This window comes from Streptomyces yatensis (assembly GCF_018069625.1).
In the GTDB taxonomy this organism is placed as follows: Bacteria; Actinomycetota; Actinomycetes; order Streptomycetales; family Streptomycetaceae; genus Streptomyces; species Streptomyces yatensis.
This window is the reverse complement of sequence record NZ_CP072941.1, coordinates 2564774-2589342: the sequence shown is the minus strand read 5'-3', so window position 1 is coordinate 2589342 and position 24569 is coordinate 2564774. Positions and strand designations below refer to the sequence as shown.

General features: G+C 70.4%; 19 protein-coding genes and 3 pseudogenes. 10 read left to right on the top strand and 12 right to left on the bottom strand.

Features of this window, described 5'->3' with window-relative positions; translation table 11 throughout:
- Positions 1-98: 98 nt before the first annotated feature.
- From J8403_RS10320 to J8403_RS10305, 4 genes and pseudogenes are all read left to right on the top strand, one after another.
- Positions 99-545: pseudogene (locus J8403_RS10320) on the top strand (ABC transporter ATP-binding protein); the annotation flags it as partial.
- Between the two features lie 201 nt (positions 546-746).
- On the top strand, positions 747-3071 hold the full coding sequence (locus tag J8403_RS10315; RefSeq protein ID WP_343245280.1) for a glycosyl hydrolase family 95 catalytic domain-containing protein: 2325 nt from the start codon (positions 747-749) through the stop codon (positions 3069-3071).
- Positions 3072-3153: 82 nt separating this feature from the next.
- Positions 3154-4353 carry an XRE family transcriptional regulator gene (locus tag J8403_RS10310; RefSeq protein WP_211122916.1) on the top strand — a complete coding sequence of 400 codons (1200 nt, stop codon included), beginning with the start codon at positions 3154-3156 and terminating at the stop codon, positions 4351-4353.
- Entirely contained in the window at positions 4350-4904 is a 555-nt protein-coding gene (locus J8403_RS10305) for a PIN domain-containing protein (RefSeq protein WP_211122915.1), read from the top strand. The genes J8403_RS10310 and J8403_RS10305 overlap by 4 nt, the downstream gene beginning before the upstream one ends.
- Here the strand turns inward: J8403_RS10305 and J8403_RS43545 are convergent.
- A pseudogene (locus J8403_RS43545) lies at positions 4893-5072 on the bottom strand (ATP-binding protein); the annotation flags it as partial. The gene J8403_RS10305 and the pseudogene J8403_RS43545 overlap by 12 nt on opposite strands.
- Between J8403_RS43545 and J8403_RS43540 the strand changes: the two are divergent.
- Positions 5071-5293 (top strand): annotated as a pseudogene (locus J8403_RS43540) (Scr1 family TA system antitoxin-like transcriptional regulator); the annotation flags it as partial. The pseudogenes J8403_RS43545 and J8403_RS43540 sit on opposite strands and share 2 nt — an antisense overlap.
- On the top strand, positions 5290-5475 hold the full coding sequence (locus tag J8403_RS10300) for a DUF397 domain-containing protein (protein WP_211122914.1): 186 nt from the start codon (positions 5290-5292) through the stop codon (positions 5473-5475). The pseudogene J8403_RS43540 and the gene J8403_RS10300, both read left to right, overlap by 4 nt.
- Positions 5476-5629: 154 nt before the next feature.
- On the opposite strand, the gene J8403_RS10295 is transcribed toward J8403_RS10300, so the two are convergent.
- Entirely contained in the window at positions 5630-6559 is a 930-nt protein-coding gene (locus J8403_RS10295) for a LysR substrate-binding domain-containing protein (RefSeq protein ID WP_211122913.1), read from the bottom strand.
- A gap of 205 nt (positions 6560-6764) precedes the next feature.
- On the opposite strand from J8403_RS10295, the gene J8403_RS10290 reads away from it, so the two are divergent.
- Together J8403_RS10290 and J8403_RS10285 are read left to right on the top strand one after the other, a co-directional pair.
- On the top strand, positions 6765-7427 hold the full coding sequence (locus tag J8403_RS10290) for a hydrolase (protein ID WP_211122912.1): 663 nt from the start codon (positions 6765-6767) through the stop codon (positions 7425-7427).
- Between the two features lie 107 nt (positions 7428-7534).
- The gene (locus J8403_RS10285) at positions 7535-7879 is read left to right on the top strand and encodes an NAD-dependent epimerase/dehydratase family protein (protein ID WP_211122911.1); all 345 of its coding nucleotides are present in this window, start codon (positions 7535-7537) and stop codon (positions 7877-7879) included.
- Positions 7880-7897: 18 nt separating this feature from the next.
- On the opposite strand, the gene J8403_RS10280 is transcribed toward J8403_RS10285, so the two are convergent.
- The 4 genes from J8403_RS10280 to sfnG all read right to left on the bottom strand — a co-directional run bounded on the left by J8403_RS10280 (position 7898) and on the right by sfnG (position 12075).
- The gene (locus tag J8403_RS10280; protein WP_211122910.1) at positions 7898-9058 is read right to left on the bottom strand and encodes an LLM class flavin-dependent oxidoreductase; all 1161 of its coding nucleotides are present in this window, start codon (positions 9056-9058) and stop codon (positions 7898-7900) included.
- A gap of 58 nt (positions 9059-9116) precedes the next feature.
- Complete coding sequence (locus tag J8403_RS10275; RefSeq protein ID WP_211122909.1) at positions 9117-10316, bottom strand: SfnB family sulfur acquisition oxidoreductase; 1200 nt, start codon at positions 10314-10316, stop codon at positions 9117-9119.
- A 2-nt stretch (positions 10317-10318) separates the two neighbouring features.
- Positions 10319-10873 (bottom strand): NADPH-dependent FMN reductase, encoded by a 555-nt coding sequence (ssuE, locus tag J8403_RS10270; protein ID WP_211122908.1) that lies wholly within the window; start codon positions 10871-10873, stop codon positions 10319-10321.
- 92 nt (positions 10874-10965) lie between these two features.
- On the bottom strand, positions 10966-12075 hold the full coding sequence (sfnG, locus tag J8403_RS10265) for a dimethylsulfone monooxygenase SfnG (protein WP_211122907.1): 1110 nt from the start codon (positions 12073-12075) through the stop codon (positions 10966-10968).
- A gap of 517 nt (positions 12076-12592) precedes the next feature.
- On the opposite strand from sfnG, the gene J8403_RS10260 reads away from it, so the two are divergent.
- A complete protein-coding gene (locus J8403_RS10260; RefSeq protein WP_211122906.1) occupies positions 12593-13525 on the top strand; it encodes a LysR family transcriptional regulator in 933 nt (310 codons plus the stop codon).
- Here J8403_RS10260 and J8403_RS10255 read toward each other — a convergent pair.
- The 3 genes from J8403_RS10255 to J8403_RS10245 all read right to left on the bottom strand — a co-directional run bounded on the left by J8403_RS10255 (position 13512) and on the right by J8403_RS10245 (position 16938).
- Positions 13512-14477 carry an LLM class F420-dependent oxidoreductase gene (locus tag J8403_RS10255; protein WP_211122905.1) on the bottom strand — a complete coding sequence of 322 codons (966 nt, stop codon included), beginning with the start codon at positions 14475-14477 and terminating at the stop codon, positions 13512-13514. The two genes, J8403_RS10260 and J8403_RS10255, sit on opposite strands and share 14 nt — an antisense overlap.
- Before the next feature lie 95 nt (positions 14478-14572).
- Entirely contained in the window at positions 14573-15016 is a 444-nt protein-coding gene (locus tag J8403_RS10250; protein WP_211122904.1) for a cytidine deaminase family protein, read from the bottom strand.
- Positions 15013-16938, bottom strand: coding sequence for a GDSL-type esterase/lipase family protein (locus J8403_RS10245; protein WP_246585781.1), 1926 nt, complete (start codon positions 16936-16938; stop codon positions 15013-15015). The genes J8403_RS10250 and J8403_RS10245 overlap by 4 nt, the downstream gene beginning before the upstream one ends.
- A 168-nt stretch (positions 16939-17106) precedes the next feature.
- Between J8403_RS10245 and J8403_RS10240 the strand changes: the two genes are divergently transcribed.
- On the top strand, positions 17107-17901 hold the full coding sequence (locus J8403_RS10240; protein WP_211122902.1) for an IclR family transcriptional regulator: 795 nt from the start codon (positions 17107-17109) through the stop codon (positions 17899-17901).
- Between the two features lie 130 nt (positions 17902-18031).
- On the opposite strand, the gene J8403_RS10235 is transcribed toward J8403_RS10240, so the two are convergent.
- The 3 genes from J8403_RS10235 to J8403_RS10225 all read right to left on the bottom strand — a co-directional run bounded on the left by J8403_RS10235 (position 18032) and on the right by J8403_RS10225 (position 24564).
- On the bottom strand, positions 18032-19066 hold the full coding sequence (locus tag J8403_RS10235) for a helix-turn-helix domain-containing protein (protein ID WP_211122901.1): 1035 nt from the start codon (positions 19064-19066) through the stop codon (positions 18032-18034).
- Between the two features lie 86 nt (positions 19067-19152).
- Positions 19153-22833 (bottom strand): S8 family serine peptidase, encoded by a 3681-nt coding sequence (locus J8403_RS10230; protein WP_211122900.1) that lies wholly within the window; start codon positions 22831-22833, stop codon positions 19153-19155.
- A 186-nt stretch (positions 22834-23019) separates the two neighbouring features.
- Positions 23020-24564: a GMC family oxidoreductase gene (locus J8403_RS10225; protein WP_211122899.1), complete on the bottom strand. Its 1545-nt coding sequence runs from the start codon at positions 24562-24564 to the stop codon at positions 23020-23022.
- Positions 24565-24569 lie beyond the last annotated feature (5 nt).

Sequence of the window (24569 nt, the reverse complement as noted above, 5' to 3'; positions counted from 1 at the left end):
GACGCGACGCTGTCGGCGGCCACCCGCGCACGCGGCCGTGACCGCACCCGTCCGCAGCGTCAGGCCCCGCCGGCGGCGGCCCTGCGGGGGTGGTCGAAGAGCTGTCCGGCGGCATGCTGCAGCGGGTCGTGATCGCCGCCGCCCTGTCCACCGGCCCGACCTCCTCCTCGCCGACGAGGCGACGAGCGCGATGGACGCGACCACCCAGGCGGAGGTCCTGGCCCTGCTGCGCGGCATCCAGGAGGAGCGGCGGCGGGACGGCAGCGGCCTCGGCACGCTCTTCATCACCCGCGATCTGCCGCTCGCGGCGGCACTACTGCGACCGCGCGTACGTGATGTACGCGGGGCGCGTGGTGGAACACCAGCCCGCCCACGGGCTGTTCGCCGACCCCAGGCACCCGCTGGTGATGCGGCGTGGCCGTGCGGTCGAGACGGGTCCGACGACCCGGGTGCTGGACACCCCGGCCGATCCGTACACCCGGCTGCTGTTGTCGTCGGTGCCGCAGGACGGCTGGGATCCGGCGGAGACGGTACGGCTGCGGGCGGAGCTCGCCGAGCTATGACCGCGACCGCCGCTGGCGAGACATCGGCTCACTCCGGCCCTCGACGGCTCAATGTGTGGAGCTTGGCCCGCCTCACCTGCGAATACCTAGCGCGCTGAATTTCTATACGTCGGAGGTATTCCCAGGTGCCCATGTGCCCTGCACCATGCCGGTAGTTCACCACCGGATATGGGAGGCACATACGTGACCGCGCCAACAGGGAACGGGATCTCTCGCAGAGGTGTGATCGGCACGGCCGCCGCGGTCGGCGCTGGCGGCTGGCTGGCCGGATCGGGCACCGCCTGGGCCGCTCCCCAAGTGTCCGACGGAGCGGCGGCCCTGCCCGAACGGATGGTCAGGGCCGCCGCCCCGCGGTGGCGGCGGATGCCCGGCGACTGGAAGGACGGCCCCTTCCTGGCCAACGGCCTGCTCGGCGCGGTGGTGTACAAGGGTGAGACGCCGGGCTCCGTGAAGGTCATGCTCAGCCACACCCAGGTGCAGGACCAGCGCCCCCAGTGGCGCGCTCCGTACGGCTTCTCCCGCCTGCCCATCGGCCACTTCGACCTCACCCTCGCCGGAGAGGTGACGGGTGTCGACTGGACCCTGGACATCTGGGACGCCGAGCTGCGCGGCACCATCACCACCACCCGGGGCAGCGTCCGCTTCACGATGCTGGTGCACAACGCCCGTAGCGCGCTGCTGATCTCCACCCGGCCCAGCGCCGGTGAGGAGGCCGCGGCCTGGTCGTTCACCTGGCTGCCCGCGGCCTCACCCCGGACCAAGGACAAGCCCGCCGACTACACCGGCAACCCCGACCCCCGCACCGGCTCCACGGGCGCCACCCACTACGTCGAACAGCCGCTGATCGCCGGCGGCGGCTGGACCACCGCCTGGCGGGAACGGCGCGTGGGCACCGGCAGGCTGCTGGCCGCCCATATCGTCTACCGCCACCCCGAGGACCTGTCGCACACCACCCGTCTGGCCGTCGCCGAGGTGGCCCGGACCCTGGCCACCGACCCCGACGACCTGGTGCGCTCCCACCGCGCCTGGTGGCAGCGCTTCTACCGGCACAGCCTGGTCTCCGTACCCGACAAACGGCTGCAGAGCTTCTACTGGATCCAGCTCTACAAGGTCGCCTGCGCCACCCGCGCCGACGGTCCCTCGATGTCCGAATGGGGGCCGTGGTACCCGGAGACCGGCGGCAGCTGGACCGCGGTCTGGTGGAACCTCAACGTCCAGATCGCCACCTGGCTGGTCCAGGGCTCCAACCACCTCGAACTCGACTCCGTCACCTCCACCTTCAAGGAGTTCGAGAAGAATCTGCCGCTGTCCGTCCCGCCGGAGTACCGCGACGGCGACACCTACGCCCTCGCCCACCCCTCCGACTGGCTGCTGCGCCCCGGCGACAAGACCGTCGGCATCCCCGGCACCGCCACCAAGACCGACAACAACGGCAATCTCATCTGGGCCATGCACAACGTCTGGCTCAGCTACCGCCACACCATGGACATCCGCATCGTGCGCGACGTCCTCTTCCCGATCCTCGCCAAGGCGGTGAACTTCTACGACCACTTCCTCCACGAGGGCGGCGACGGGAAACTGCATCTGCCGCTGACCCGCTCACCGGAGTGGGCGGACGCCGAGGACTGCACCTACGACCTCTCCCTCCTCCGCTGGGGCTGCGCCACCCTCCTGGACTGCCTGCGCATCCTCCGCACCGACCACCCCCGCGCCCGGCGCTGGCGCGAGATCCTCGACCGCCTGGTGGCCTACCCCCGCGATGCCACCGGCATCATGATCGGTGCCGAGAAGCCGCTCACCGAGTCCCACCGCCACTTCTCCCATATGCTCTGGCTCTACCCGCTGCACGAGCTGGACTGGGACCGCCCGGCCGACCGGGACATCATGCGCACCACCTTCGACCACTGGGTCGAGGACCGCAGCCTGTGGGCCGGTTACAGCTACGCCGTCGCCTCCTCGATGGCCTCGCGCATGGAACGGCCCGAGGAGGCCCTGGACTTCCTCACCTTCCTCACGGACGGCAACCTGATCAAGAACGCCTGGATCACCCCGAACACCATGTACGTCGAGGGCGGCAACCTCGCCACCGAAAGCCCCCTGACCGCGGCCCAGTCGATCCTGGAGATGGCCGTCCAGAGCCACAACGGCGTCCTGCGGGTCTTCCCCTCGGTCTCCCGCCGCTGGCCCGACCTCTCGGTCCAGTCCCTGCGCACCCAGGGCGCCTTCCTCGTGGACGCCGACCGCTCGGCCGGGCGCACCCGCTGGATACGCGTCCACAGCGAGGCCGGTGCCCCGCTCGTCCTGCACCACGGCATCCCCGGCCCGATCGACGTCCGCGACCACCGCGGCCGCCCCCTCCGCTACCGCTCCACCGGCCCCGGCCGTATCGAGATCCCCCTCGGCCGCGACGCGACGGCCCTCATCACGCCCCGGGGCCACCGCCCGGACCCGGCCCCGCGCGACGTCCCGGCCGTCGGCGACGCCAAACCGTGGGGACTGCCGGACTGAGGTGAGCGATGAGCGGGCCCCGCTTCCCCAGGGGCCCGCTCATCGATTGCGATTTTCGCAAGACCTCGTTAGCCTTGTCCTTATGAACGAGTCTGTGACCGACCGTGTGCGCAAGGTCATGAGCGCAGTCTCCCTCCAGCAGGCCGCGTTCGCGGAGCGCGTCGGACTCACCCCCGACAAGCTGTCCAAGTCACTGAGTGGCAGGCGCCGTTTCACCTCGCTCGACCTGGCCCGCATCGCGGAGCTGGGCCGGACCACGGTGGACTGGCTGCTCACCGGTCGCGAGCCGCAGCGTCCCGCCTTCGCGGCCCGCGCCAGCAGTACCTTCGCCGACTCCGAACCCGACTCCGAACCCGGCCTCGCCCTGAAGGAGCTCGTCCACCGGTTCACCACCGCGTATGACGTGCTCGACCTGATGGGCCGATCCCGTGCGCTCCCTGACCTGCCCCGCCCCAGGGCGGACCTGGAGCAGTATGTCGACCAGGGGGAAGCGCTGGCCCTGGACGCCCTGACGGCGCTGTCCGCCCGCGAAGTGACGTCGGTGGCCGCTTGCGAGACCTCCGATCTCGCCCTTGCCCTCGAAGAGCACTTCGGGATCGACGTGGCACAGACGGATCTCCCGCAGGGCCTGGACGGGGCAGCCTGGCAGACCGATCACTTCCGGCTGGTGCTGCTGGCGCGCACCGGGGTGTGGACCCGGCAGCGCTTCACCCTGGCCCATGAACTCGGCCATATCCTGGCCCGGGACGCACAGGAGATGCGCACCGAGACCCATCTGGCGCCCGGCAGGCAGAAGGACCACACGGAGGTCCGTGCCAATGTCTTCGCGGCCAACTTCCTGATGCCGCGGGCAGAGATCCATGCCGAAGTGGGCCCCGAGTCGGCCGGCTCCGGAGTGTCCGATGACGCCTTCCGGGCTCTGGTCGTCCGATTCAAGGTCTCTCCGAGCGCGCTCGCCGCCCGTCTGCACCAGCTCGGCCTGGTCACCCCCCACGACCGGAACCGCCTGCGCGGTGTGACCACCGAGATGTGCCACCTGCTGGCCCAGCGCGCGGATCTCCATGAGAAGCGCGTCGCCGCCGCCCAGGCCAGACGCCTCCCGCTGACCCCCGCCCGTGGTCTCTACGAGGGCTATCTGGCAGGCGACACCACGCTGCGCCCGCTCGCGGCCTACTTCGGCATGGACCCGAACGCCCTGCACGACGCCCTGGACCCCGACCAGCCCACGGCCACCGTTCCGGCCGCGGACGCGGAGAAGGGCGACCTGATCTTCCAGCCATGACGGCCACGCATCGCACCTGGTGGTTCCCCGACAACACGGTCCTGTGCAACTTCGCGGCCGTCGACCGGCTGAGCCTGCTGGAAAAGGTCCTCGACAGCCGGGGCCGCTGGACCCAGGCCGTCGCCTACGAGGCCACCCGCTCGGCGCGCCATCTGCCCCGGCTCCGCACGGTCCTCGCCGACGGCTGGCTCGGCAGGCCGATCGAGATCGACGACCCGCACGAGACCCAACTCGTCGACCGCTTACGGCGGTTGGTCTTCGCCGGTGACCCGCGGCGCCCCCTCCAGCACCTCGGCGAGGCCGAGACCCTGACGCTGATCCAGAACCGGCCGGAATTCGCCGGCTCGGTCTGGATCACCGACGACGGGGAGGCCGGCCGCTTCGCCCGCCGCAAGGGGATCACGGTTCTGGACACCGTGGACATCGTCCGGGTGGCCGTGGCCGAGGAGCTGGTCGTGGCGCACGAAGGGCACCGCCTTTTACACGCCATGACGGAGCAGGGCCGTCATCTGCGGGGCATACCCCAGCGTCCCGAGGACCTACGGCACTGACCGGCAGCGGGGGCGCGAGTCCAGCTCCGCCCACACCGTCTTGCCCGCCGGAGGGTGCGGCTCGGTGCCCCAGCGGTCGGCGAGCGCGTCCACCAGCAGCAGTCCGCGGCCGGTTTCACCCTCCGGGGGAGGGGGCGGCTGGAGGGCTGGCTGCCGCTCGCCCCGGCTGGAAGCCGAGTTGCATGCCTGCCTGGACGGTCCGGTACAGCTGTTGGAAACACCGGAGGGGCGGCGCCTCGCGTACTCCGAAGGGCAGCAGAACGGACGGCTGATCGCCGACCGGAAAGAGGTGAGCCTGCTCTGTCAGCGCTATGACACACTGCGCTCGCAAGCCCCTGACTCCCCAAGACTCGCGGGGCTTGCTGGAGCGACTGCGAGGAGAGCTATGAGCGCGACGGAATGTGCTTGGTTCAAGTCCAGTTGCAGCGGCAGTCAGGGTGACAGCTGCGTAGAGGTCGCCGTCACCGAAGAGGCCGCCCACGTACGAGACTCCAAAGACACGGCGCGCCCCGGTCTTGCCGTCAGCCGTGACGGCTGGGCGCAGTTCGTCCGGTTCGCCGCACACGGCTGAGCCGCGATGCGCGTTGCGGTGGATCTGAGGCGTCGGCAGCCGTAGTTACTGAGACTCTCCGCAGGTCAGCAAGGGCAGCGTGAGGTTGAGAAAAGCTCCGTGACGTGGGTCGGAGCGCTTCGGTGATCGAGGCTGGGGGCTGTAGCTTCAGGCACTATGTGGTGGGACTGCGTAGCCATCCATGGTGTTCAGCGCATCGTCGGGCGGTGGCGAGGACGCTCGCGATGGCGGGCGACGGATCCTTCGCGGGCCACAGCACCGAGAGTTCTGCCACGATCGACGGATCGACGACATCGCGACGAACGATGCTGGTGCTGCCCTTCGCGGCGTGCTCAGCGAACGATGCAGGGGCCAAGCCGACATTGCGTCCGCTGGAGAGCCGGGCGAGCATGGCGTTTACCGGCGGATCCTCGAACGCGCAAACCTTGGGTGAGAAGCCTGCTTCGTGGCATGCGGCGACGATGCCGTCGTAGTAGGCCGGTGCGAGACGGCGAGGGAACAGCTGCAGCGTCTCGTCGCGGAGGGCCGTCACCGGGATCGTCGGTGCGGCAGCGAGGTGGTGGCGAGTGCTGAGGAGCGCGGAAACGGGCTCTTCACGGAGGATCTCGCCGCCTACCCCATCGAGCGGCTGCGGTGAGAGGGCGAGACCGATGTCCAGGTCGCCGGCACAGAGCCGTTCGGGAATCTCGGCGCTGAAGAACTCTCGAGGGTCGACCGTGAAGTCGGGGTGGTCTTCCTGGAGAGCGTCCAGAAGCACCGTGAGCGTGTCGAAGCTCGTGACCGGCGTATAGCCCAACCGAATCGTCGTCGCGATCCCTGCCCCGGCCCGCCGGGTGAGCTGTACGGCTTGCTCCAGCGCAGCTAGCGCTATCGGTGCCTCGTGAACCAGCGTCCGGCCCGCTGCGGTGAGCTGCACCCGACGGCTCGAACGCACAAAGAGCGGGGTTTCGAGGGTCTCCTCAAGCTTGCGGATCTGATGACTCAGGGACGGCTGGGAGATGTAGAGACGCGTGGCTGCGCGGCCGAAGTGGAGTTCCTCGGCTACGGCCATGAAGTAGCGGAGGACGCGGGGGCTGACATCCATAGACGAATCCTATTGCCCGGCGTCCGGACAAGTCTTGGACGCCCGCCGGACGCCCGCCGTAGCGTCGTTTCACGCCACGGGAAACGTTCCCACCTGCCCCGACGAAGCCCAACGCGCTCGGCCGGTTCGTCTACCGGATGGCATCACCCGAACAGCTCTGAATCTCACCATCGTACGCTCAACTCATCGCGCAGAAGGAATCATCGTGACACGCACCGCAAAGGCCGGACTCGAAGCACTGCTCACCCCCGAGGGAAGCGTCCTGGTGCTCATCGACCACCAGCCCTTCCAGTTCGCCAATCTCAACAGCCACGAATCAACCATGATCGTCAACAACGTCGTCGGCCTGGCCAAGGCCGCGAAGGCGTTCGACGTCCCCACGGTGCTGACTACGGTGATAGAAGAACGTGGCGGCTACCTCATCAAGGGCCTCCAGGATGTCTTTCCGGACCAGAAGCCGATCAACCGCACGTTCATCAACACCTGGGAAGACCGTCGCGTCGTCGACGTCGTGGAGCGAACGGGGCGCAAGAAGCTGATCATTGCCGGGCTGTGGACGGAGGTCTGCGTCGCCATGCCCGCCATCCAGGCGCTGGGTGAGGGGTACGACGTCTTCGTCGTCACGGACGCCTGCGGCGGGGCCAGCGCCGAGACGCACGACATGGCGGTGCGTCGCATGGAACAGGCCGGTGTCGTGCCCATCACCTGGATGGCCGTGATCAGCGAATGGCAGCGCGACTGGGCTCGCGAGTCAACAGCCAGCGCGCTTCAGCAGGTACTCTCCGACCACGGCGGCGGCAGCGGGATCGCGCTCGCCTGGGAGCTCCAGCTACTGGCCACACCCACCGCCGATGGTGCTGGCGTGTAGCGCTGGCCGGTGCTGAGCCGGAGGTGGGTCGAGCGCTCACGGCCGTGAGCGCTCGACCCACCTCCCAACGCGAACAGCACGACCACGGCCCACGAGGAAGGGAAGCCATGACCCACATTCTCGTCGTCGGCGGCGCCGGGGCCATGGGCCGCCATGTGATCCAACGCCTGCTCAACACCACGGGCGCGTCCATCACCGTCCCCACCCGCACCCCGGAGTCCGCCCACGCCGTCGGCCTCGCCGCTTCCGCGCCCGGCCGCGTGGAACTGGTCCGCTTCGACCCGGCGGCCCTGGACGCTCTGGTCGGGAACGCAGATCGCGTGTTCGCCAACACCGACTTCTTCGCGACGGGAGCGCCGTGGGCGAGTACCGGCAAGGTCCGGATCTGCTGGCCGCCGCAACCGGATGGTCGGGTGGCCTGGCCGCGCCGCACCGGGTGGATGGGTGTCTGACCACCGATCTGTACGCCGTCAGCTGCCCGCCGCCGCGAACGGGACCTGGGTGGTGGGCCGTTCGGCGGTGGCGGGGGAGTGGACGGGGTGGGACCACAGGCCCTGCCGTTGCAGCAGGGGCAGGACGCCCTCGCCGAACCAGTACGCCTCCTCCAGATGCGGATAGCCGGACAGGATGAACTCGTCGATCCCGAGGCGGTGGTATTCGGCGATCCGCTCGGCGACCTCGGTGTGGCTGCCCACCAGGGCCGTACCCGCGCCGCCGCGGACCAGGCCCACACCGGCCCAGAGGTTGGGGTAGATCTCGAGGTTGTCCAGGCTGCCGCCGTGCAGGGCGAGCATGCGCTGCTGGCCCTCGGACTCGCTGCGGCCGAGCCCGGCCTGGATGGAGCGCACGGTCTCCGGGTCGAAGCCGTCGAGCAGCCGGCGGGCCTCGGCCCACGCCTGCTCGGCGGTGTCGCGGGTGATGACGTGCAGCCGGATGCCGAAGCGGATCGTACGGCCCTGTGCGGCGGCGAGGGAGCGGATCCAGGCGATCTTCCGGGCGACCTCGGCGGGGGGCTCGCCCCAGGTGAGGTAGACATCGCTATGGCGGGCGGCCACCTGGCCCGCGGCGGGGGAGGAGCCGCCGAAGTACACCTGCGGGAGCGGGTCGGGGAGCCGGGCCAGCTTGGCGCCCTCGACCTGGAGGTGTTCACCGGTGGCATCGACGGTCTTGCCGTCCCACAGGTCGCGGACGATGCCCAGGAACTCGCCGGTGCGGGCGTAGCGGGCGTCCTTGTCGAGGAAGTCGCCGTAGGCGCGCTGCTCATGGCTCTCGCCGCCGGTGACCACGTTGAGCATCAGCCGGCCGCCGGTCTGCCGCTGGTAGGTGGAGGCCATCTGGGCGGCGAAGGTGGGCGAGAGGAAGCCGGGCCGGAAGGCCACCAGGAACTTCAGCCGTTCGGTGTGCTGGCTGACCATCGCGGTGGTCAGCCAGGCGTCCTCGCACCAGGCGCCGGTCGGGGTGAGGGCGCCTTCGAAGCCGAGGTGTTCGGCGGCGCGGGCGATCTGGGAGAGATAGCCGACGGACGGCGGGCGGTCCCCTCCGGCCGAGGTGACGGGGGTGCCATGGCCACCGCCGACGACATGGCGGCTGTCGCCGTTGGTGGGCAGGAACCAGTGGAAGGTGAGGGACATGGTGCGGCTCCGTTCAGGGGTGAGCGGGGGTGGGGCGGGGGCCACGGGGGCTACGGGGCTAGAGGAGGCCGTGACGGGGTGGTTTCGTGCCGTTGAGCACATAGCGGCCGATGTGCTGGACCTTCCAGCGGGACGGGTCGTGCAGGGTGTGGGTACGGGCGTCCCGCCAGTGGCGGTGCAGGCCCAGGGCGTCCAGGGCCGAGCGGGTGCCGGAGACCTCGAACAGCGAACTGCCCGTCTCCAAAGCCGCGTTGGCCGCCGCCACCTTCGCCGCGGCCACCGCGATCGACGCCTCGGCGGCGGTGTCCTCGTCGAGGTGGCCACGGGCGGCGTCCACCGCCCGGGCGGCGGCGGACAGCAGGGCCTCGGCGCCCCGGACCCGGAGGGCCAGCTCGCCGAAGCGCTGGATGAGCAGCGGATCCTCGGCGGCGGTCTCGAAGCCGCTCTCGAACCAGGGGCGGCTCTTGGTGCGGACGAAGGCCACCGCCTCCGCCAGCGCCCCCGAGGCGATCCCGGCGTCGATGGCCGCGTGCAGCAACTGCGCGCTGGCACCGTGCAGTTGGGGTCCGCGAAAGGTGAGGTGGTGGGGTACGACCCGGTCCGCCGGGACGGACACGGCCGCCAGCCGGACGGTGCCGCTCGCGGTCGTCCGCTGGCCCATGCCGTCCCAGTCGTCCACGACGGTCAGACCGGGCGCGTCCCGCGGCACATAGGCCACGTGCAGGTCGTCGTCCGCCGCCCGGGCCAGCACCGGGATCCAGTCGGCGAACAGCGCGCCGGTGGAGTAGTTCTTGACACCGGTCAGGGTGTACGAGCCGTCGGCGGCCGGGGCGAGGCGGGTGCGGATGTCCTGGAGGTGGCGGGTGCCCGCCTCCGACTGGGCGTTGCCGAACCGCTTCCCCGCCAGCACCTCGCCGAAGAAGAACGCCTGCTGCGCCTCGGTGCCCTGACGGCGCAGCACATTGAGGTACGAGAAGTGGCTCTGCGGGATCTGGGCGAGGCTCGCGTCGGCGGCGGCGAGCAGCCGGAACACCTCGGCGAGGGTCACGGCGGACACGTCCGCGCCGCCGTGCCCGGCCGGGACGGTGATGGCCAGGAGCCCGGACGCGGAGAGCCGGTCCAGTTCGGCACGCGGCAGCCTGCGCCGTGCGTCGCGCTCGGCGGCGCCGGTACGGAACTCCTCGGCCAGCGCCGCGGCCACCTTCAGCGCCTCGGTGTCATCGGCGATGACATGGGCGGGCTCGGGCAGGGACGACATGGTCAGCTCGCCGCGGCCAGGACGGTGGTGTGGCCGAGCGCCGCCGAGAACTGGTCGACCACCTGCTCCAGCGCCTCGGCGGCCCCAGCCGCCACGCTCACCCCGCCGTCCGACTCCACCGTGATGTCCTTGTCCAGGGTGAACCAGCCCTGGACGATATGGGCCGCCCCCATGGAGGACAGCACCGGCCGCAGCGCGTAGTCGATGGCCAGCACATGGGCGGTGGTGCCACCGGTGGCCAGCGGCAGCACGGTCTTGCCCGCGAGCGCGTACTGCGGCAGCAGATCCAGCAGGGACTTCAGCAGCCCGGAGTAGGCGGCCTTGTAGACCGGCGTTCCCACCACGAGCCCGTCCGCCTGCTCGACCAGCGCCTTGGCCCGGACGATGGCCGGATGCGAGAAGTCCGCGCCGAGCAGCGCGGCGGCGGGCAGGGTGCGGACGTCGAGCGGCACCACCTGGTGGCCCTGGGCGGTCAGCCGGGCGTCCAGACGGCGCAGCAGCCGGGCGGTGCGGGAGGTGGCGGAGGGGGAGCCGGAGAGGGACAGGACGGTGGCCATGAGCAACCCTTCGTGATGCGGTCGAGGCGGTGGGATCGGGCGCCGGTGGGACCGGGAGCCGGTGGAAACGGCGGCGGGAGGGCCGGGAGCGGTCAGGACAGCGCGGGCACCGGCTCCGGCAGCTCCGCCTCCAGCTCGCGGACCAGCGGCAGCACCCGCGTGCCGAAGTACTCGACCTCCTCCAGGTAGTGCAGGAAGCCCAGGAGGAAGAGGTCCACGCCGAGCCGCTTGTAGGCGACGATGCGCTCGGCGATCTGCTCGGGGGTGCCGATCAGCCCCGTACGGAAGCCGTCGTTGTACTGGACCAGGTCCTCGAAGGAGGAGTCCTGCCACATGCCCTTGCCGTCGGCGGTGGACCGGCCCGCCTGCTGGACGGCGCCGCGGAAGCCGGCCACGGCCTCGGTGTCGGCCTTGGCGACGATCTCGCGCAGGGTCTCGCGGGCCTCGGCCTCGGTGTCGCGGGCGATGAGGAAGGCGTTGAGCGCGAAGCCGGGCGCCGGGCGGCCTACGGCGGCGGCCGCGGCGCGGACGTCGCCGATCTGCTCGGTGACGCCGTCGAAGTCCTTGCCGTTGCTGAAGTACCAGTCGGAGACCCGGCCCGCCATGGCGCGGGCGGCGGTGGAGTTGCCGCCCTGGAAGATCTCCGGATGCGGGCGAGCGGGGCTGCTCAGCGGCTTGGGCTTGAGCGAGAAGTCCCGGATCCGGTAGAAGTCCCCGGCCAGTTCGGCGTGGTCCTCGGTCCAGATGGCGCGCAGCGCCCGGATGAACTCCTCGGAGCGGCGGTAGCGCTCGTCGTGCTCCAGCCAGGGCTCGCCCAGCGCGGTGAACTCGCCCTTGAACCAGCCGCTGACCACGTTCACCGCGAACCGTCCGTCGGACAGGTGATCGGCGGTGGCGCCCAGCTTGGCCAGCACGCCGGGGTGCCACAGCCCGGGGTGGACGGCGGCGATGACCTTCAGCCGCTGCGTGGCCAGCAGCAGCGCGAGGCTGAAACTGGTCGACTCGTGCTGGTACTCGGCGCCGTAGCTGGCCATGTAGCGGACCTGGCTGAGGGCGTAGTCGAAACCGTTGTTCTCGGCGAGCACGGCCAGGTCGCGGTTGTAGTCGTAGCCCCAGTCGGTGCGCTGCTCGATGGTGCTGGTGACCAGTCCGCCGCTGACATTGGGCACCCAATAGGCGAAACGGAGGGGTTCTGCGGGCATGGGGAACTCCCGGTGGAACGAATACGGGCATGGCGAATCGGCGCCCCGGCGTCGAGCGGAATTCATCCGGGGCGGGGCGCGGAAAGACCGGGCAGCGCGAATGCGCAAAGGCCGGGCAGCGCGGCCGCGTTTTCTCGGTGGCGGCGGCTAAAAGCCTTTCCCGATCATGGGAGGCGGCGGGGAGCGAAGCGGAGGCGATCCCTCAGGGCCCGCTCGGACCCGACGTCAGGTCAAGCCCGACAGCAACAGGACGCGCTGGAGACACGCGCGAGGTCGACGTGGCGTCGCCGCGTGAGGTCCTGTCGCTTCATGTCACCGATCCAACCAGGGGGAAGTCCTGCCGGTCAAGAAGGCCCGGGGTCCATTCCATATCCCGGACGCATGGGCCGGGCCGCGGAATTCCGCGGCGCCCGCTTCGAGATTACCCGGGACGCGGGCCGGGGAGTGAGTCGGTATTCATGAGACCGTGATAGGGATCCCCTTGAAGCGGGCGCACCGGGCGGGCATCGTGCGCCGTGTGCGAATTGAACAGCTCGAATACATCGCCGCGGTCACCCGCCTCGGCTCACTGCGCCGCGCCGCCGAGGAACTGCATCTGTCCCAGCCGGCGCTGAGCGAGACCGTGCGCAATCTGGAACGCGAACTCGGCGTGGATCTGCTGGAGCGCAAACGCTCCGGCGCCACGATCAGCGCCGAGGGACGGGAGTTGCTGCCGCATATCGCCACCGTCATCGAGGCCGTCGACCGGCTGCGCGGCGCCGCCGGCGACCAGCACCGGGTCAGCCGGATGATCCGGCTGGGCACCGTCAACACCGCGACCGTCCCACTGCTGATCCCGGCCGTCCGGGAGTTCCGCGCCACCCACCCGGTCACCCAGGTCGAGGTGGTCGGCGCGCAGCAGACCGAGATCCACCGGGCGCTGCTGGAGGGCAGCGTCGACCTGGGCCTGGTCAACTACCTCCGGGGGGACGACGTCCCGCCGGACCTCGAGACCACCGAGCTGCTCCGCGGCCGCCCGGTGGTCTGTCTGCGCCCCGACAGCCCGCTGGCCGCCCGGCCGACAGTGAGCGCGGCGGACCTGGTGGACGGGCGCGAACCGCTGATCGTCATGCGCTCCGGCTATCTCATGCACCGCTTCATCCACCGGCTGCTGGCCGGGCGCACCCCGTCCTTCTCGTACTCCACCGACGGGGCCGAGATGGGCAAGCTGATGGTGGCCGAGGGGCTGGGTGTCACCGTGCTCCCCGACTTCAGCGTCATCGGCGACCCCCTGGAGCGCGGTGGCGCGATCACCCACCGGCCGCTCGCGGAGGACGGCGAGGCCACCGAGGTGCTGCTGGTGATCCAGCGCCGCCGCTCGGGCTCCGTCCCGCGCGCCGTACGCGATCTGCACCAGCTCTTCGTACGGCGCGCGGACACTCCTCGAACTCCCTGGGCTACAGCTCCCTGAGCGCGGGCAGCAGCCGCTTCTCGGCCCAGTCCAGGAACGGCCGCTGGTGGTCACCGCCGATCTGGACGAGGGCGACATCCGTGAACCCCGCGTCCACGAAGGGCCGGATCAGCTCCGTGAACTCCTCGACGTCATCGCCGCACGGAATGGACGCGGCCACGTCCTCGGGCCGGACGAACTGGGTGGCGCCCGCGAAGGAGGCGGGCCCCGGCAGCTCCGAGTTGACCTTCCAGCCGCTCCCGAACCAGCGGAACTGGTCATGGGCGCGCGCGATGGCCGCGTCCCGGTCGGGGTCGTAACAGACCGGGATCTGGCCGATCCGGGGCTTCCCGCCACCACCGTTGCGCTCGAAGTCCGCCACCAGCTCTGGCTTGGGCTCCGTGGCGATCAGGATGTCGGCCAGCCGCCCGGCCAGCCGGCACGACTGCGGCCCGGAGACGGCCACGCCGATGGGCGGCGGCTGGTCCGGCAGATCCCACAGCTTCGCCGAATCGACGTCGTAGTGGGTGCCGTGGTGGGTGACATAGCCACCGCCGAACAGCGCCCGGATGATCTCGATCGCCTCTTCCAGCATCTCGTGGCGCACATCGGCCGACGGCCAGCCCTGCCCGATCACATGCTCGTTCAGGTTCTCACCGGACCCGAGCCCCAGCCGGAACCGCCCCTCGGACAGCAACTGCAGCGTCGCCGCCTTCTGGGCGACCACCGTCGGGTGATAGCGCACGGTAGGGCAGGTGACATACGTCGTCAGCGGGATCGAGGAGGTGGCCTGCGCGGCGGCGCCCAGCACGCTCCAGGCGTACGGGGCGTGCCCCTGCGAGTCCAGCCACGGGAAGTAGTGGTCGGAGGTCACCGAGAAGTCGAACCCGACCTGTTCGGCCCGGACCACGTCGTCGACGAGCTGACGTGGTCCGGCCTGCTCGGTCATCATCGTGTATCCCCATCGAACCATGGCTCCCGAGTACCGCCCCCTCCGGCGTCCAAACGGGACGAATGGCTGGTCACCGTGGGTCGCGGCGGCTCACCTGCGGTAGACGCGGGACGCGGTCACGGCGTGGTGGTCCGGCCGTCGTACTCCTGCTGGTCGTCGTGCTCCTGGTGGTCCTGCCAGCGGTAGCTCTCGGGGAGCAGCTCGGCGACGGGGACGGCGCGCGGGCGCTCGCCCGCGCCGACGATGACGCGCAGGTCCGGGAAGTAGTCGAGCATCACCTGGCGACAGCGGCCGCAGGGAGGGATCACCCCGCGGCCGCGGTCGCCCACGGCGACCATGGTCACCAGGTCGTACGCGCCCTGGGCGGCCGCCGCGCCGATGACGACGAGCTCGGCGCAGGGGCCGCCGGTGAAGTGGTACGCGTTCATCGCGGTGATGATGCGCCCGTCCCGGTCGCGGGCCGCCGCCGCCACGGTGTGGTCGTCGCCGCGGCTGCGCGCGGCCGCCACGCGGGTCGCGGCCTGGATGAGGTCATGGTCGACGGAATGAGGCGTGGTCATGCCTGGAGCTTGGCAGAGATGACCGGCGCCAGGCGGTCGGTGATGGTGCGGTGGCCCTTGTCGTTGGGGTGGACCGAGTCCGAGAGATCGTCGGGGGCGAGCCAGCCGGTGGTGTCGATGGAGGACGACCTCGCGTCGCCGAAGGCGGTGACGGCGGCCTTGGTCTCGGTGCCGAAGCGGCCGCTGAAGGTGCGCAGGGCGAAGATCCAGGCGTTCGGGTAGGCGGTGCGGACCTTACGGAGCAGGCTGGTGTACGAGGCCTGGAACTGCGCCGAGCTCACGCCGCGCCCCACATCGTTGGTGCCCAGGTTGATGACGACGGCATGCGCCTGGTAGTGGGAGAAGTCCCAGTCGGGCGTGGCGGCGTTCGGGTTCAGCTTGGTGAACTGCTGCTCCAGGCTCATCCGGTCGTCGGCGGTGTCGACGAGCGCGGCGCCGCCCTGGGCGATCTGGGTGTGGTCGGCGCCGAGCCGTTCGCCGATGAGCCAGCCGTAGGCGGTGCGGGCGTTCTGCGAGGTGGTGGTGCCGACGGTGATGGAGTCGCCGACGAATTCGATCAGCTTCTTCGGGGCCGGTGGGGTGAAGGTGGTGGCGCCGCTGTCGAGGGTCAGGCCCTGGAAGACCGCGTCTCCGTGGTAACTGCCCGCGATCACCTGGTAGTTGACCTGAAGCGTGTGGTTTCCGGCGGCGAGCGGGGTGGGGGTGAGGTTCACCGTGCCCTTGGCCTCGTCGTAGAAGGTGGCCGGGCCGCCGTCGATGCTGGCCCACAGGTCGATCGCACCCCGCTGCTCGAGCTTTACCGTGCGGCCGGTGAAGCCGGTGCGGAAGTAGGCGCCCGCCCAGTAGGGGGTGTAGGCGCTGGTGGAGCTCTTGGTGTCCCAGCGGCCGCTGAACGTGATGTGGGGGTCGCCCGGCCGGCCGGGAGCGGCGGCCTTGAGGGGGGCGGAGCCGAGTTTCGCGGCGATGACCGGGGCCAGTCGGTTCGCGAACTTGGTGTGGCCCGCCTCGTTGGGGTGGCCGTTGCCGTCCTCGTAGTCCGTGCCGTCGGTGAGCCAGCCGCTGGTGTCGACGTAGGACACCTTCGCGTCCCCCGCGCCGTTGCGCGCGCTCACGGCCGCCTTGGTCTCCGCCACGTAGCGCTTCTTGAGGGTCTGGACGGCGAAGAGGGCCGCGTTCGGGTACTTCGCGCGGATGTCGCGCAGGAGGGCGGTGTACGCCGACTGGAACTCGGCCCCGGTGACGCCGTGCCCGATGTCGTTGGTGCCCAGGTTGATGACCACCGCGCTCGCCTGGTAGCGGGAGAAGTCCCAGTTCTGGTCGCCGGTGGAGGCCGTCTTGAAGAATTGGGAGACGAGGCCCACACAGCCGCCCTTGCCGACCAGGCAGTAGCCCGAGCGGGCGATCTGGGTGTGCCGCATGCCGAGCTGTTCGCCGGTCTTCCAGCCGTACGAGTCCAGCGCCAGCCGGTCGGTGAGGGCGCCCGCGGTGATGGAGTCGCCCACGAACTCGATGAGCCCGGACGGGACGCGGGGGGCCACCGTGCCCGCGCCCGAGTCGAGGACCAGGCCCTGGAAGACGGTGTCACCGGAGCGGTAAGAGACACGGAGGGTGTGGTTGCCCTGGGGGAGTGGCGTCGGGGTGAGATTGACGGTGCCCCTGACGCCCGCGTAGAAGACATCGGCGCCGCCGTCGACGCTGGCGTAGAAGTTCACCGCCTCCCGGGCCTTGATCTTCACCGTGGTGCCGGTGAACGCCGTCTGGAGGTAGCCGCCGGTCCAGTTGGGGACGGCGGCGGTGGCGGAGCCGAGGTCCCAGCGGCCGGTGTAGGCGATGTTGGGGTCGGTCACCGAGCCGTTCCCCAGGGCCGCTGCCCGTGCGGTGGTGCTGATGCTCAGCCCCACCGCACAAAGCGACGCGGTCATGACAACCAGCAAAAGTCTGCGTAAGACGTGCGGGATCGATGGCATGGGGGTCCTCTCGGGGAGGGTGCGGGGGCGGGTCTGGGAGCGCTCCCAATCTTGGTCGCCTCACGATAGAAGCGTTGAATCGGTTCAACGTCAAGGTGTGCGGCCACGGTTACGATGTGCGCCATGGCGGAAACCGGTGGGGTGCGCGAGGTGAAGTCCGCGGGCCGCACCGTGGAACTGCTGGAGCTGCTCGCCGCGCGCGGCGACCAGCCGGCCAGGCTGCGCGAGCTCGCCGAGGAGCTGGGTGTCCCGCGCAGCAGTATGTACGCCCTCCTCAAGACCCTGATCGACCGCGGCTGGGTGCGTACCGATGTCACCGGCTCGCTGTACGGGATCGGCATCCGGGCGCTGCTCACCGGCACCAGCTACCTGGACACCGATCCCCGGGTGCGGGCGGCGCGGCCGTATCTGGACGAGGCGTCCGACGGGCTGGGCGAGACCATTCACCTCGCCCGGCTGGACGGCGGCGATGTCGTCTACCTCGCCACGCGTGAATCGCATGAGTACCTGCGCCCGTTCAGCCGGGTCGGGCGGCGGCTCCCGGCCCATGTGGGGGCGCTGGGGAAGGCGCTGCTCGCCGAGCGGATCGACGGCGAACTCCCTCTGAAAGGTGAGGAGTTGACGCCGATGACGCCCAACACCCACCGCACCCGCACCGCGCTCCTCGCCGATCTGGCGCGGGTGCGGGAGCGGGGCCACGCGGTCGACCGGGAGGAGGGGGTCGTGGGCATCGTGGGGTTCGGGTTCGCGCTGCGGTACGACATCCCGGCGGTGGACGCGATCAGCTGCTCCGTGCCGACGGCCCGGCTGACGGAGGGGCGGGAGGAGCGGATCGTCGAGGTGATGCGGGAGATCCGGGCGAAGATCGAGGCGGTCGTGCCGAGGGAGACCGGCACGGGCCCGCGGTGGCGCCCGTAGACGGCTCGTTCGGGCCCGGCCCCGGCGGGCCCGGGGTCCAGCCGCCCCGGTGGGCCCCGGCCCAGCCGCCGCGGTGGGTCCGGGCCCAACAGCCGCGGCGGGCTTCAGCTCCGGTCGCCCCGGCCGGTTTTCAGGCCCAGCCACGGTGGGCGGCGCGCACACCGGCCTGGAAGCGGCCGGTGGCGGCCAGCCGGAGTTGAAGGTCGCTGACCCGGCGGCGCAGGGTGCGCAGACTCACCCCCAGGTGGCGGGCGATGGCCTCGTCCTTCATGCCCGCCGCGAGCAGGCCGACCAGCCGGCGGTCCGCCGCGCTCAGCTCCTCGTCGTCGTCCGGCACCCGGCCCAGCGGGGTCCCCTGCTGCCAGAGCGTCTCGAAGAGCGTGCGCAGGGCGTCGGTCAGGGCGGAGTGCCGCACGATCACCGCGGAGTAGCCCGGACCGACGTCCGAGCTGGTCAGCGGCAGCATCGCGGTATGGCCGTCGACCACCAGCAGCTTCATGGGGACGGTCGGCAGTACGCGGGCCTGTTCGCCGAGCGCGACCATGCCCTCCGCGTACGCCAGCAGGTCGGGGGACTCCAGCGAGGTGGCGGAGTACAGGGTGCGGTAGGCGACGCCTCGGTGCAGCAGTTCGCCCTGGAGGACCAACTGCGGGGTGCGCGGGGCGAGATAGGGCGGGGAGTCGAAGAGGCAGACCTCGTGTTCGGCGCGGGCGTACAGCTCCTCCAGCCGTGCGGCGTTGGCGCTTTCGCCGCACACCACCTCGATGAGCGAGGAGGGTTCGACGCGCAGCAGCCCGGCGGCGTAGACCTTGGTCAGCTCGTCCGCGGTGGCGGCCAGCTGTTCGGATTCGCTTTCGCGCTTGCGGATGAGCGCCCGTACGGCGATGCGGGGGTCCACGGGCCGCAGACCTCCGGTGGAGTCGGGCGCCTGGATCAGGCCGAGGCGGAGCAGCCGGGCGCAGGCGCGGCGGACGCGCGCCGGGGACGCGCCGATCAGCCGTGACCAGACGGCGATGCCCGCGTCGGGCTGATGGAGAATCGCGTGGTACAGCGTCTCGTCGAAGTCGGAGACCCCTGCCGCGGCCCAGGGACTCGGGCTCGGGGCAGGGGTCTTGTCGGATGCGGATGCGGATGCGGATGCGGATAAGGATGCTCTGCTGTCCACTGGCGGCGACTCCAGCGCGTCGATGCAACGATGCGATCAACGGCACGCTAGACGTTGTTCGTTACCGCCAAAGGAAGGCTTTCGGCCTACTTCAGGCCATATGCGCGAATGACCGTTTGATCGATTCGATTGCCGTCCGCGTCGGCGGCCTGGACGCGCAGGCTGACGAAGCCGTTGGTGGCGCCGAGCGGGGGATGGCCGACCGCGGCCCGGTAGCCCGTGCCGGAGCGGGTGAGACTGACCTTTTTCCAGGTCGTGCCGTCGTCGTAGGACGCCCATGCCTTCGCGCCGGTGAGCTTCGCGGCGTCGGCGCCCTCCTGGTGGCGGATGGTCAGGCCGAAGCCGAACTTTCGCCCCGCCTTGGCCTGGCCGAGCAGGTCCACGCCGAGGTCGTAGTCGATGGAGAGCAGGGGGAGGGCCGTCGCCTGAGCGGTGTGCGCGGAGGTGAAGTCCCATTGCGTGGTGGTCCTGGTCGAGTACGCCGACCAGTCGGCCTTTCGCCGGGCGTCGATCGTCAGCCGGTACGCGGCTTTCGCGGCCGGTACGGGGAAGGTGCCCGAACCGTACGGCGCCTCACCGACCAGCGTGCCGTCCGCGTACAGGCTGGTCTTCACCGCGTCCACACCGTCCTTGGCCGCGCCCGCGTAGCCGTAGTGTCCGTTACCCGAGTCGGAGAACTCCGGTATGGCTACGGTGAGTTGGTCACCCTCGCGCTCCGAGGTGCCGAACTCGGCCGCGGTGGTGGGCCGGATGACGGGCGACAGCCAGTCCACCGTCTCCTTCGTCCCGGGTGCGTAGGTCCGCAGCGGCGACCACTGTCGTCCGCCGCCGTCGTAGTCCTGCATGGCGGTGCGCCAGACCCGGGTGTCGGGGTCGGCGCTGTAGTACTCGGTGCGCTGGGTGCCGAGCGGCACCTCGGACTTCTGCTCCACGGAGAAGAGCTGGTAGGGGCGGTAGGTGTGGGTGGCCTCGGCGCCGAGGTGTCCCTTCGGGGCGCCGTGGTAGCGGGCGGTGACCTTGTGGGTGGTGCGGCTGTCGAGGGGGTACGTGAGGTTCGTGCCGATGGCGTCCCGCTCGGGAAGCAACACGTCGTACAGGTACGGGCTGTTGGCCGTACCGCCCAGCTCGATGGTCACCTTGGACTGGCCGTCCAGCAGCGAGAGCAGCTTGTCGCCCTCCTCGCCCGGCAGCGACATGACGGGGATGGTCGCGCTGTCGACCGCGGTGATCCACAGGCCGAGCGTGGTCTTGCGGTAGACGAGGACGTACGCGGCGCCCGCCTTGGTGGCGTTGATGACCGCTTCGTCGGGCCATCCGTCGGGTGCCAGGCCCACCAGCACGGCCTTGCCCTTCACATCCAGGCCCTCGAAGTCCTCGGGTGTACCGGCCCCGGCCGACACCAGCCGCACCTTCCGCTTACCGTCGATCTTGACGGGCCAGCCGGTGTACGTATCCGCGTACTCCGGGTTCAGCGTGACCCGCTCGGGACTGGTGACGCTCGCGGTCAGCTTCGTCTTCTCCAGCCGCCAGCGGCTGTAGAACTCGAAGAAGCCCTCGGTGACCTTCTCGGTCGGCGCCGCGTAGATGTGCTTCCTCCACCTGCCCATGGAGTAGGTCAGGCCGAAGGAGCTGCCGCCCTTCAGCTCCCGGTGCCAGGAGGTCGTCACGCCCTGGGATTGGGCGTCCTTCTCCTTGGTCTGTGGCTTGATCTCGACGGCCCTGCGGGCGTCGAGGGTGAGCGAGGTGTCGCCCGTCAGCTCGAACTGCGGATTGCCCACGATGCTCGTCGCGACCTCGTGCCCGCCGCTGTCGAGTACCGGGATCCAGGTGGCGAGGGAGTACGTACCGGCCGGGAGCTGGAAGGAGTCGGAGCCGCGCATGTACCCGAACTGGTTCTGGCCGGCGTCGCTGAGCTCCTGGAGGGTGTAGAGCCCGCTCGGAGCCTGGTTGCCCTCCCGGTCCAGCAGCGTGACCTTGAGGTCGTAGAGCTTCTGCGCCTTCTCGTAGGCGACGGCCGTGGTCACCTTGACCGTGCCGCCCGCGCCGTCGTCGCCGGTGGCGGTGATGTACCCGGCGTGCCGGCCCGCTTTCGCCTTCGCCGGGTCGACGGTGACCAGGGCCTTCACCTCGCCGTTAGCGGGCACGGTCACGGTGTCGGAGCCGAGGGTGAGGGAGTCGTCGCCGACCGAGGACGCCAGCTTCAGCGTCACCGGTTTGTCAGTGCCGTTGGTGTACTTGATGGCCTTGGGGTCGGCCTTGTCGGCGTCGTACGCGTACTGGCCGTAGCTGAGGGCCGGGGTCCCGAAGACGTTCTGGGTGGCCGCGCGCGGCACGTCGACCCGGCCGTCGCCCTGGGTGAACGGGTCGTCCGCCGCGCTGGTCTTCGCGGTGCTGGCCAGGGCGTCCTTGATCTGCCGGCCGGTCCAGTCGGGGTGGACCTCCGCGACGATCGCGGCCGCGCCCGCGACATGCGGCGTGGCCATCGAGGTGCCGCTCGACGTGGTGTACAGGTCGTTGACGGGGGTGCCCATGGCCGTACCGGCCGCACGGGCCGCCGTGATGTTCACGCCGGGCGCGGTGATGTCGGGCTTGACCGCGTAGTCCCCGGTGCGCGGACCGCGGCTGGAGAAGGTCGCCCACTTGTCGGACTTGTCGACGGCGCCGACGGTGAGGGCCGAATCGGCGATGCCGGGGGTCTCCACGGTCCCGTCGAACGGGCCGGAGTTGCCCGCCGCGATCACGAACAGCGCCCCGGAGGACGCCGACAACTGGTCGACCGCCTCGCTCAGCGGATCCGAGGGGCCGGACGCCGTGCCGCCGAGCGACATGGAGATGATCTTGGCATCAGAGGCGGCGGCCCACTCCATGCCCTCGATGATCCACGACGAGTAGCCCTCGCCGGCGTCGTTCATCACCTTGCCGACCAGCAGCTTCGCGCCCGGGGCCACGCCCTTGTACTTCCCGTCGGATCCGGCGCCGCTGCCCACGATGGTGTCGGCCACATGGGTGCCGTGGCCGTGGCCGTCCTTGACGGTCTGGTCCGGGACGAAGCTCTTGGAGTCGGCGACGGCGTCCTTGACGTCCGGGTGCGTGGCGTCGATGCCGGTGTCCAGCACGGCGACCTTCACGCCCTTGCCGTCGTATCCGGCCTTCCACATCTCCGGGGCGCCGATCTGCGGAACGCTGACGTCGAGCGACGCCTTGACCTTCCGGTCCAGCCAGAGCTTCCGTAACCCCTTGTCGCGGCTGACGTCGGCCCAGAAGTCCGCCGCGTCGGCCTTCCTGGCGCTGAGCGCCGCACCGTCCACGCTGGTGAGGGCGAGGGTCTTGCGCGCGCCCTCGGGGGTCGGGTGCGCGGCCTTGGTGCGATAGGTGGCGATGACCGGGATCGAGCTGGTCTTCCGGTCGTCGTAGCCCTGCTTCACCAGTTGGGTGATGTTGAACAGGCCCGCGTCGACCCGGCCCTTGGACATCAGCCGGAGCGCGTCCACGGGTACGACGCTGATTTCCTTGTCCTGCTGGGTGGTCACGAACTCCGCCGACTCGCGGCCCGGCGCTCGCTCCACCTCCACGGCGTACTTTCCGTCGGCGCCGGTGGTGACGCTGACCGTGTCGCCGGTGATCAGGGTGACCGTGTGCTGCTGCGTACGGACCGGTGGGGCCTCCGCGGCGGCCTGGGACGGCCGCCCGCTGGCCACCGGAGCGGCCATGGCGCCCATCACACCGGCGGCACCCACCACAGCCAAGAAGCGACGCAATCTTCGCATCGGCTGGCTTCCTCCCTCATCGCAATCCGACTCTCCTGTCGGAAGGTGCGATCAGAGTGGTGGCCGCGAGCTGATGTGCTCAAGGGAATCCTGTGGCCGGGGCGTGCCAACGCCCTCAATGGCCACAGGAGTTGGGGAACAGTGGAAGGAGTCCTGCTCGATCACGCCTGCTCAATGCCTTCTTGATCACGCCTGCTTGATCATGTCCGCGCACTTCTCGCCGATCATCATCGTCGTGATGCACGGATTGACGGCGATGAGATACGGCATCGCCGAGCCGTCCGCGACCCGCAGCCCCGTCACACCCTTGACCCTCAGCCGCGGATCGAGGGGGGCGTCCGGGTCGTCGGGCGCGCCCATCCGCACGGTGCACGCCGGGTGGTAGACGGTGTTGTGGGTCCCGCGGATGTAGGCGGCCAGTTCGTCGCTGCTGTTCACATCGGGCCCGGGGGCCAGTTCGGTGCCGGCCCACATGGCCAGCGCGGGCCGGGCGGCGATCTTGCGGGCGAGCAGCAGACCGTGGGTCATGATGTCGATGTCGTAGGGGTCGGTGAAGTAGCGGGGGTCCACGCGGGCCTTGTCGCGGAAGTCGCGGGTGGCCAGCCGTACGGTGCCGCGGGAGCGGGCGCGGGTGACGTTCGGGGTGAGGGAGAAGGCGTTCTCCGAGGTGGGGTAGCCGCGACGGTAGGTGTTCAGGTCGAAGGGCATCGCGCCGTAGTGGAACATCAGGTCCGGGCGGTCCAGATCGGGCTCGGTGGCGGTGAAGATGCCGATCTCCCACCACTGGGTGGAACTCTTGATCATGGGTTGCTCGGCGTTCCACATGATGACGCCCTCGGGGTGGTCCTGGAGGTTGCCACCGACACCGGGGGAGTCCACGAGCACCTCCACCCCCGTCTCCCGCAGATGTCCGGCGGGGCCGATACCGGAGAGCATCAGCAGTTTCGGGGTGTCGATGGCGCCGCAGGAGACGATGACCTCGCGCCGGGCGTGCACCCGCAGGGTGCGGATGAGATCCGGGGAGAGGTAGTCGACACCGGTACAGCGCAGGTTCTCGTCCAGGACCAGCCGCTTGGCCTGCAGTCCGGTGCGCACCTCCAGATTGGGCCGGGAGTCCATGACGGGGTGGAGGTAGGCGACCGAGGCGGAGCAGCGGGTGCCGTCCTCGCGGGCGTTGATCTGGAACCAGTTGGCGCCGTCCAGCACCGTCGTCCCGGTGTTGAACGGGGTGATCGGGATGCCCACCTCCTCGCAGGCCGCCAGCACAGCCCTGCCGCACGGGTCCTCGGGCGGCACGGTGCGGATCCGGACCGGGCCGCCGCGGCCGTGGTGGTCGCCGGGCGCGTCGTTGTCCTCCAGTCGCCGGTAGAGCGGGAAGCAGTCGGCGGCCGACCAGCCGTCCAGGCCCATGGCGGCCCATTCGTCGAGGTCCTCGGCGGGGGCCCAGAAGGCGATGCAGGAGTTGTGCGAGGAGCAGCCGCCGAGCACCTTGGCGCGGGCGTGGCGCAGAAAGCTGTTGCCCTTCTCCTGCGGTTCGACCGGGTAATCCCAGTCGTAGCCGGACTCCAGCAGCCACATCCAGCGGTTCAGCCGCAGGATGTTGTCGTCCCCGACGTCGGACGGGCCCGCCTCCAGCAGGCAGACGCTCACCGAGGGGTCCTCGGACAGCCGCGCCGCGACCACCGATCCGGCCGTACCGCCGCCGACCACCACGTAGTCGAACTGGTCCACGGGCC

Bases quoted from the DNA above. Each gene is read 5' to 3' on its own strand.
- J8403_RS10310 (WP_211122916.1), top strand. From the start codon at position 3,154: ATGAACGAGTCTGTGACCGACCGTGTGCGCAAGGTCATGAGCGCAGTC.
- J8403_RS10305 (WP_211122915.1), top strand. From the start codon at position 4,350: ATGACGGCCACGCATCGCACCTGGTGGTTCCCCGACAACACGGTCCTG.
- J8403_RS10300 (WP_211122914.1), top strand. From the start codon at position 5,290: ATGAGCGCGACGGAATGTGCTTGGTTCAAGTCCAGTTGCAGCGGCAGT.
- J8403_RS10295 (WP_211122913.1), bottom strand. From the start codon at position 6,559: ATGGATGTCAGCCCCCGCGTCCTCCGCTACTTCATGGCCGTAGCCGAG.
- J8403_RS10285 (WP_211122911.1), top strand. From the start codon at position 7,535: ATGACCCACATTCTCGTCGTCGGCGGCGCCGGGGCCATGGGCCGCCAT.
- J8403_RS10280 (WP_211122910.1), bottom strand. From the start codon at position 9,058: ATGTCCCTCACCTTCCACTGGTTCCTGCCCACCAACGGCGACAGCCGC.
- J8403_RS10275 (WP_211122909.1), bottom strand. From the start codon at position 10,316: ATGTCGTCCCTGCCCGAGCCCGCCCATGTCATCGCCGATGACACCGAG.
- ssuE (WP_211122908.1), bottom strand. From the start codon at position 10,873: ATGGCCACCGTCCTGTCCCTCTCCGGCTCCCCCTCCGCCACCTCCCGC.
- sfnG (WP_211122907.1), bottom strand. From the start codon at position 12,075: ATGCCCGCAGAACCCCTCCGTTTCGCCTATTGGGTGCCCAATGTCAGC.
- J8403_RS10255 (WP_211122905.1), bottom strand. From the start codon at position 14,477: ATGGTTCGATGGGGATACACGATGATGACCGAGCAGGCCGGACCACGT.
- J8403_RS10250 (WP_211122904.1), bottom strand. From the start codon at position 15,016: ATGACCACGCCTCATTCCGTCGACCATGACCTCATCCAGGCCGCGACC.
- J8403_RS10245 (WP_246585781.1), bottom strand. From the start codon at position 16,938: ATGACCGCGTCGCTTTGTGCGGTGGGGCTGAGCATCAGCACCACCGCA.
- J8403_RS10240 (WP_211122902.1), top strand. From the start codon at position 17,107: ATGGCGGAAACCGGTGGGGTGCGCGAGGTGAAGTCCGCGGGCCGCACC.
- J8403_RS10230 (WP_211122900.1), bottom strand. From the start codon at position 22,833: ATGCGAAGATTGCGTCGCTTCTTGGCTGTGGTGGGTGCCGCCGGTGTG.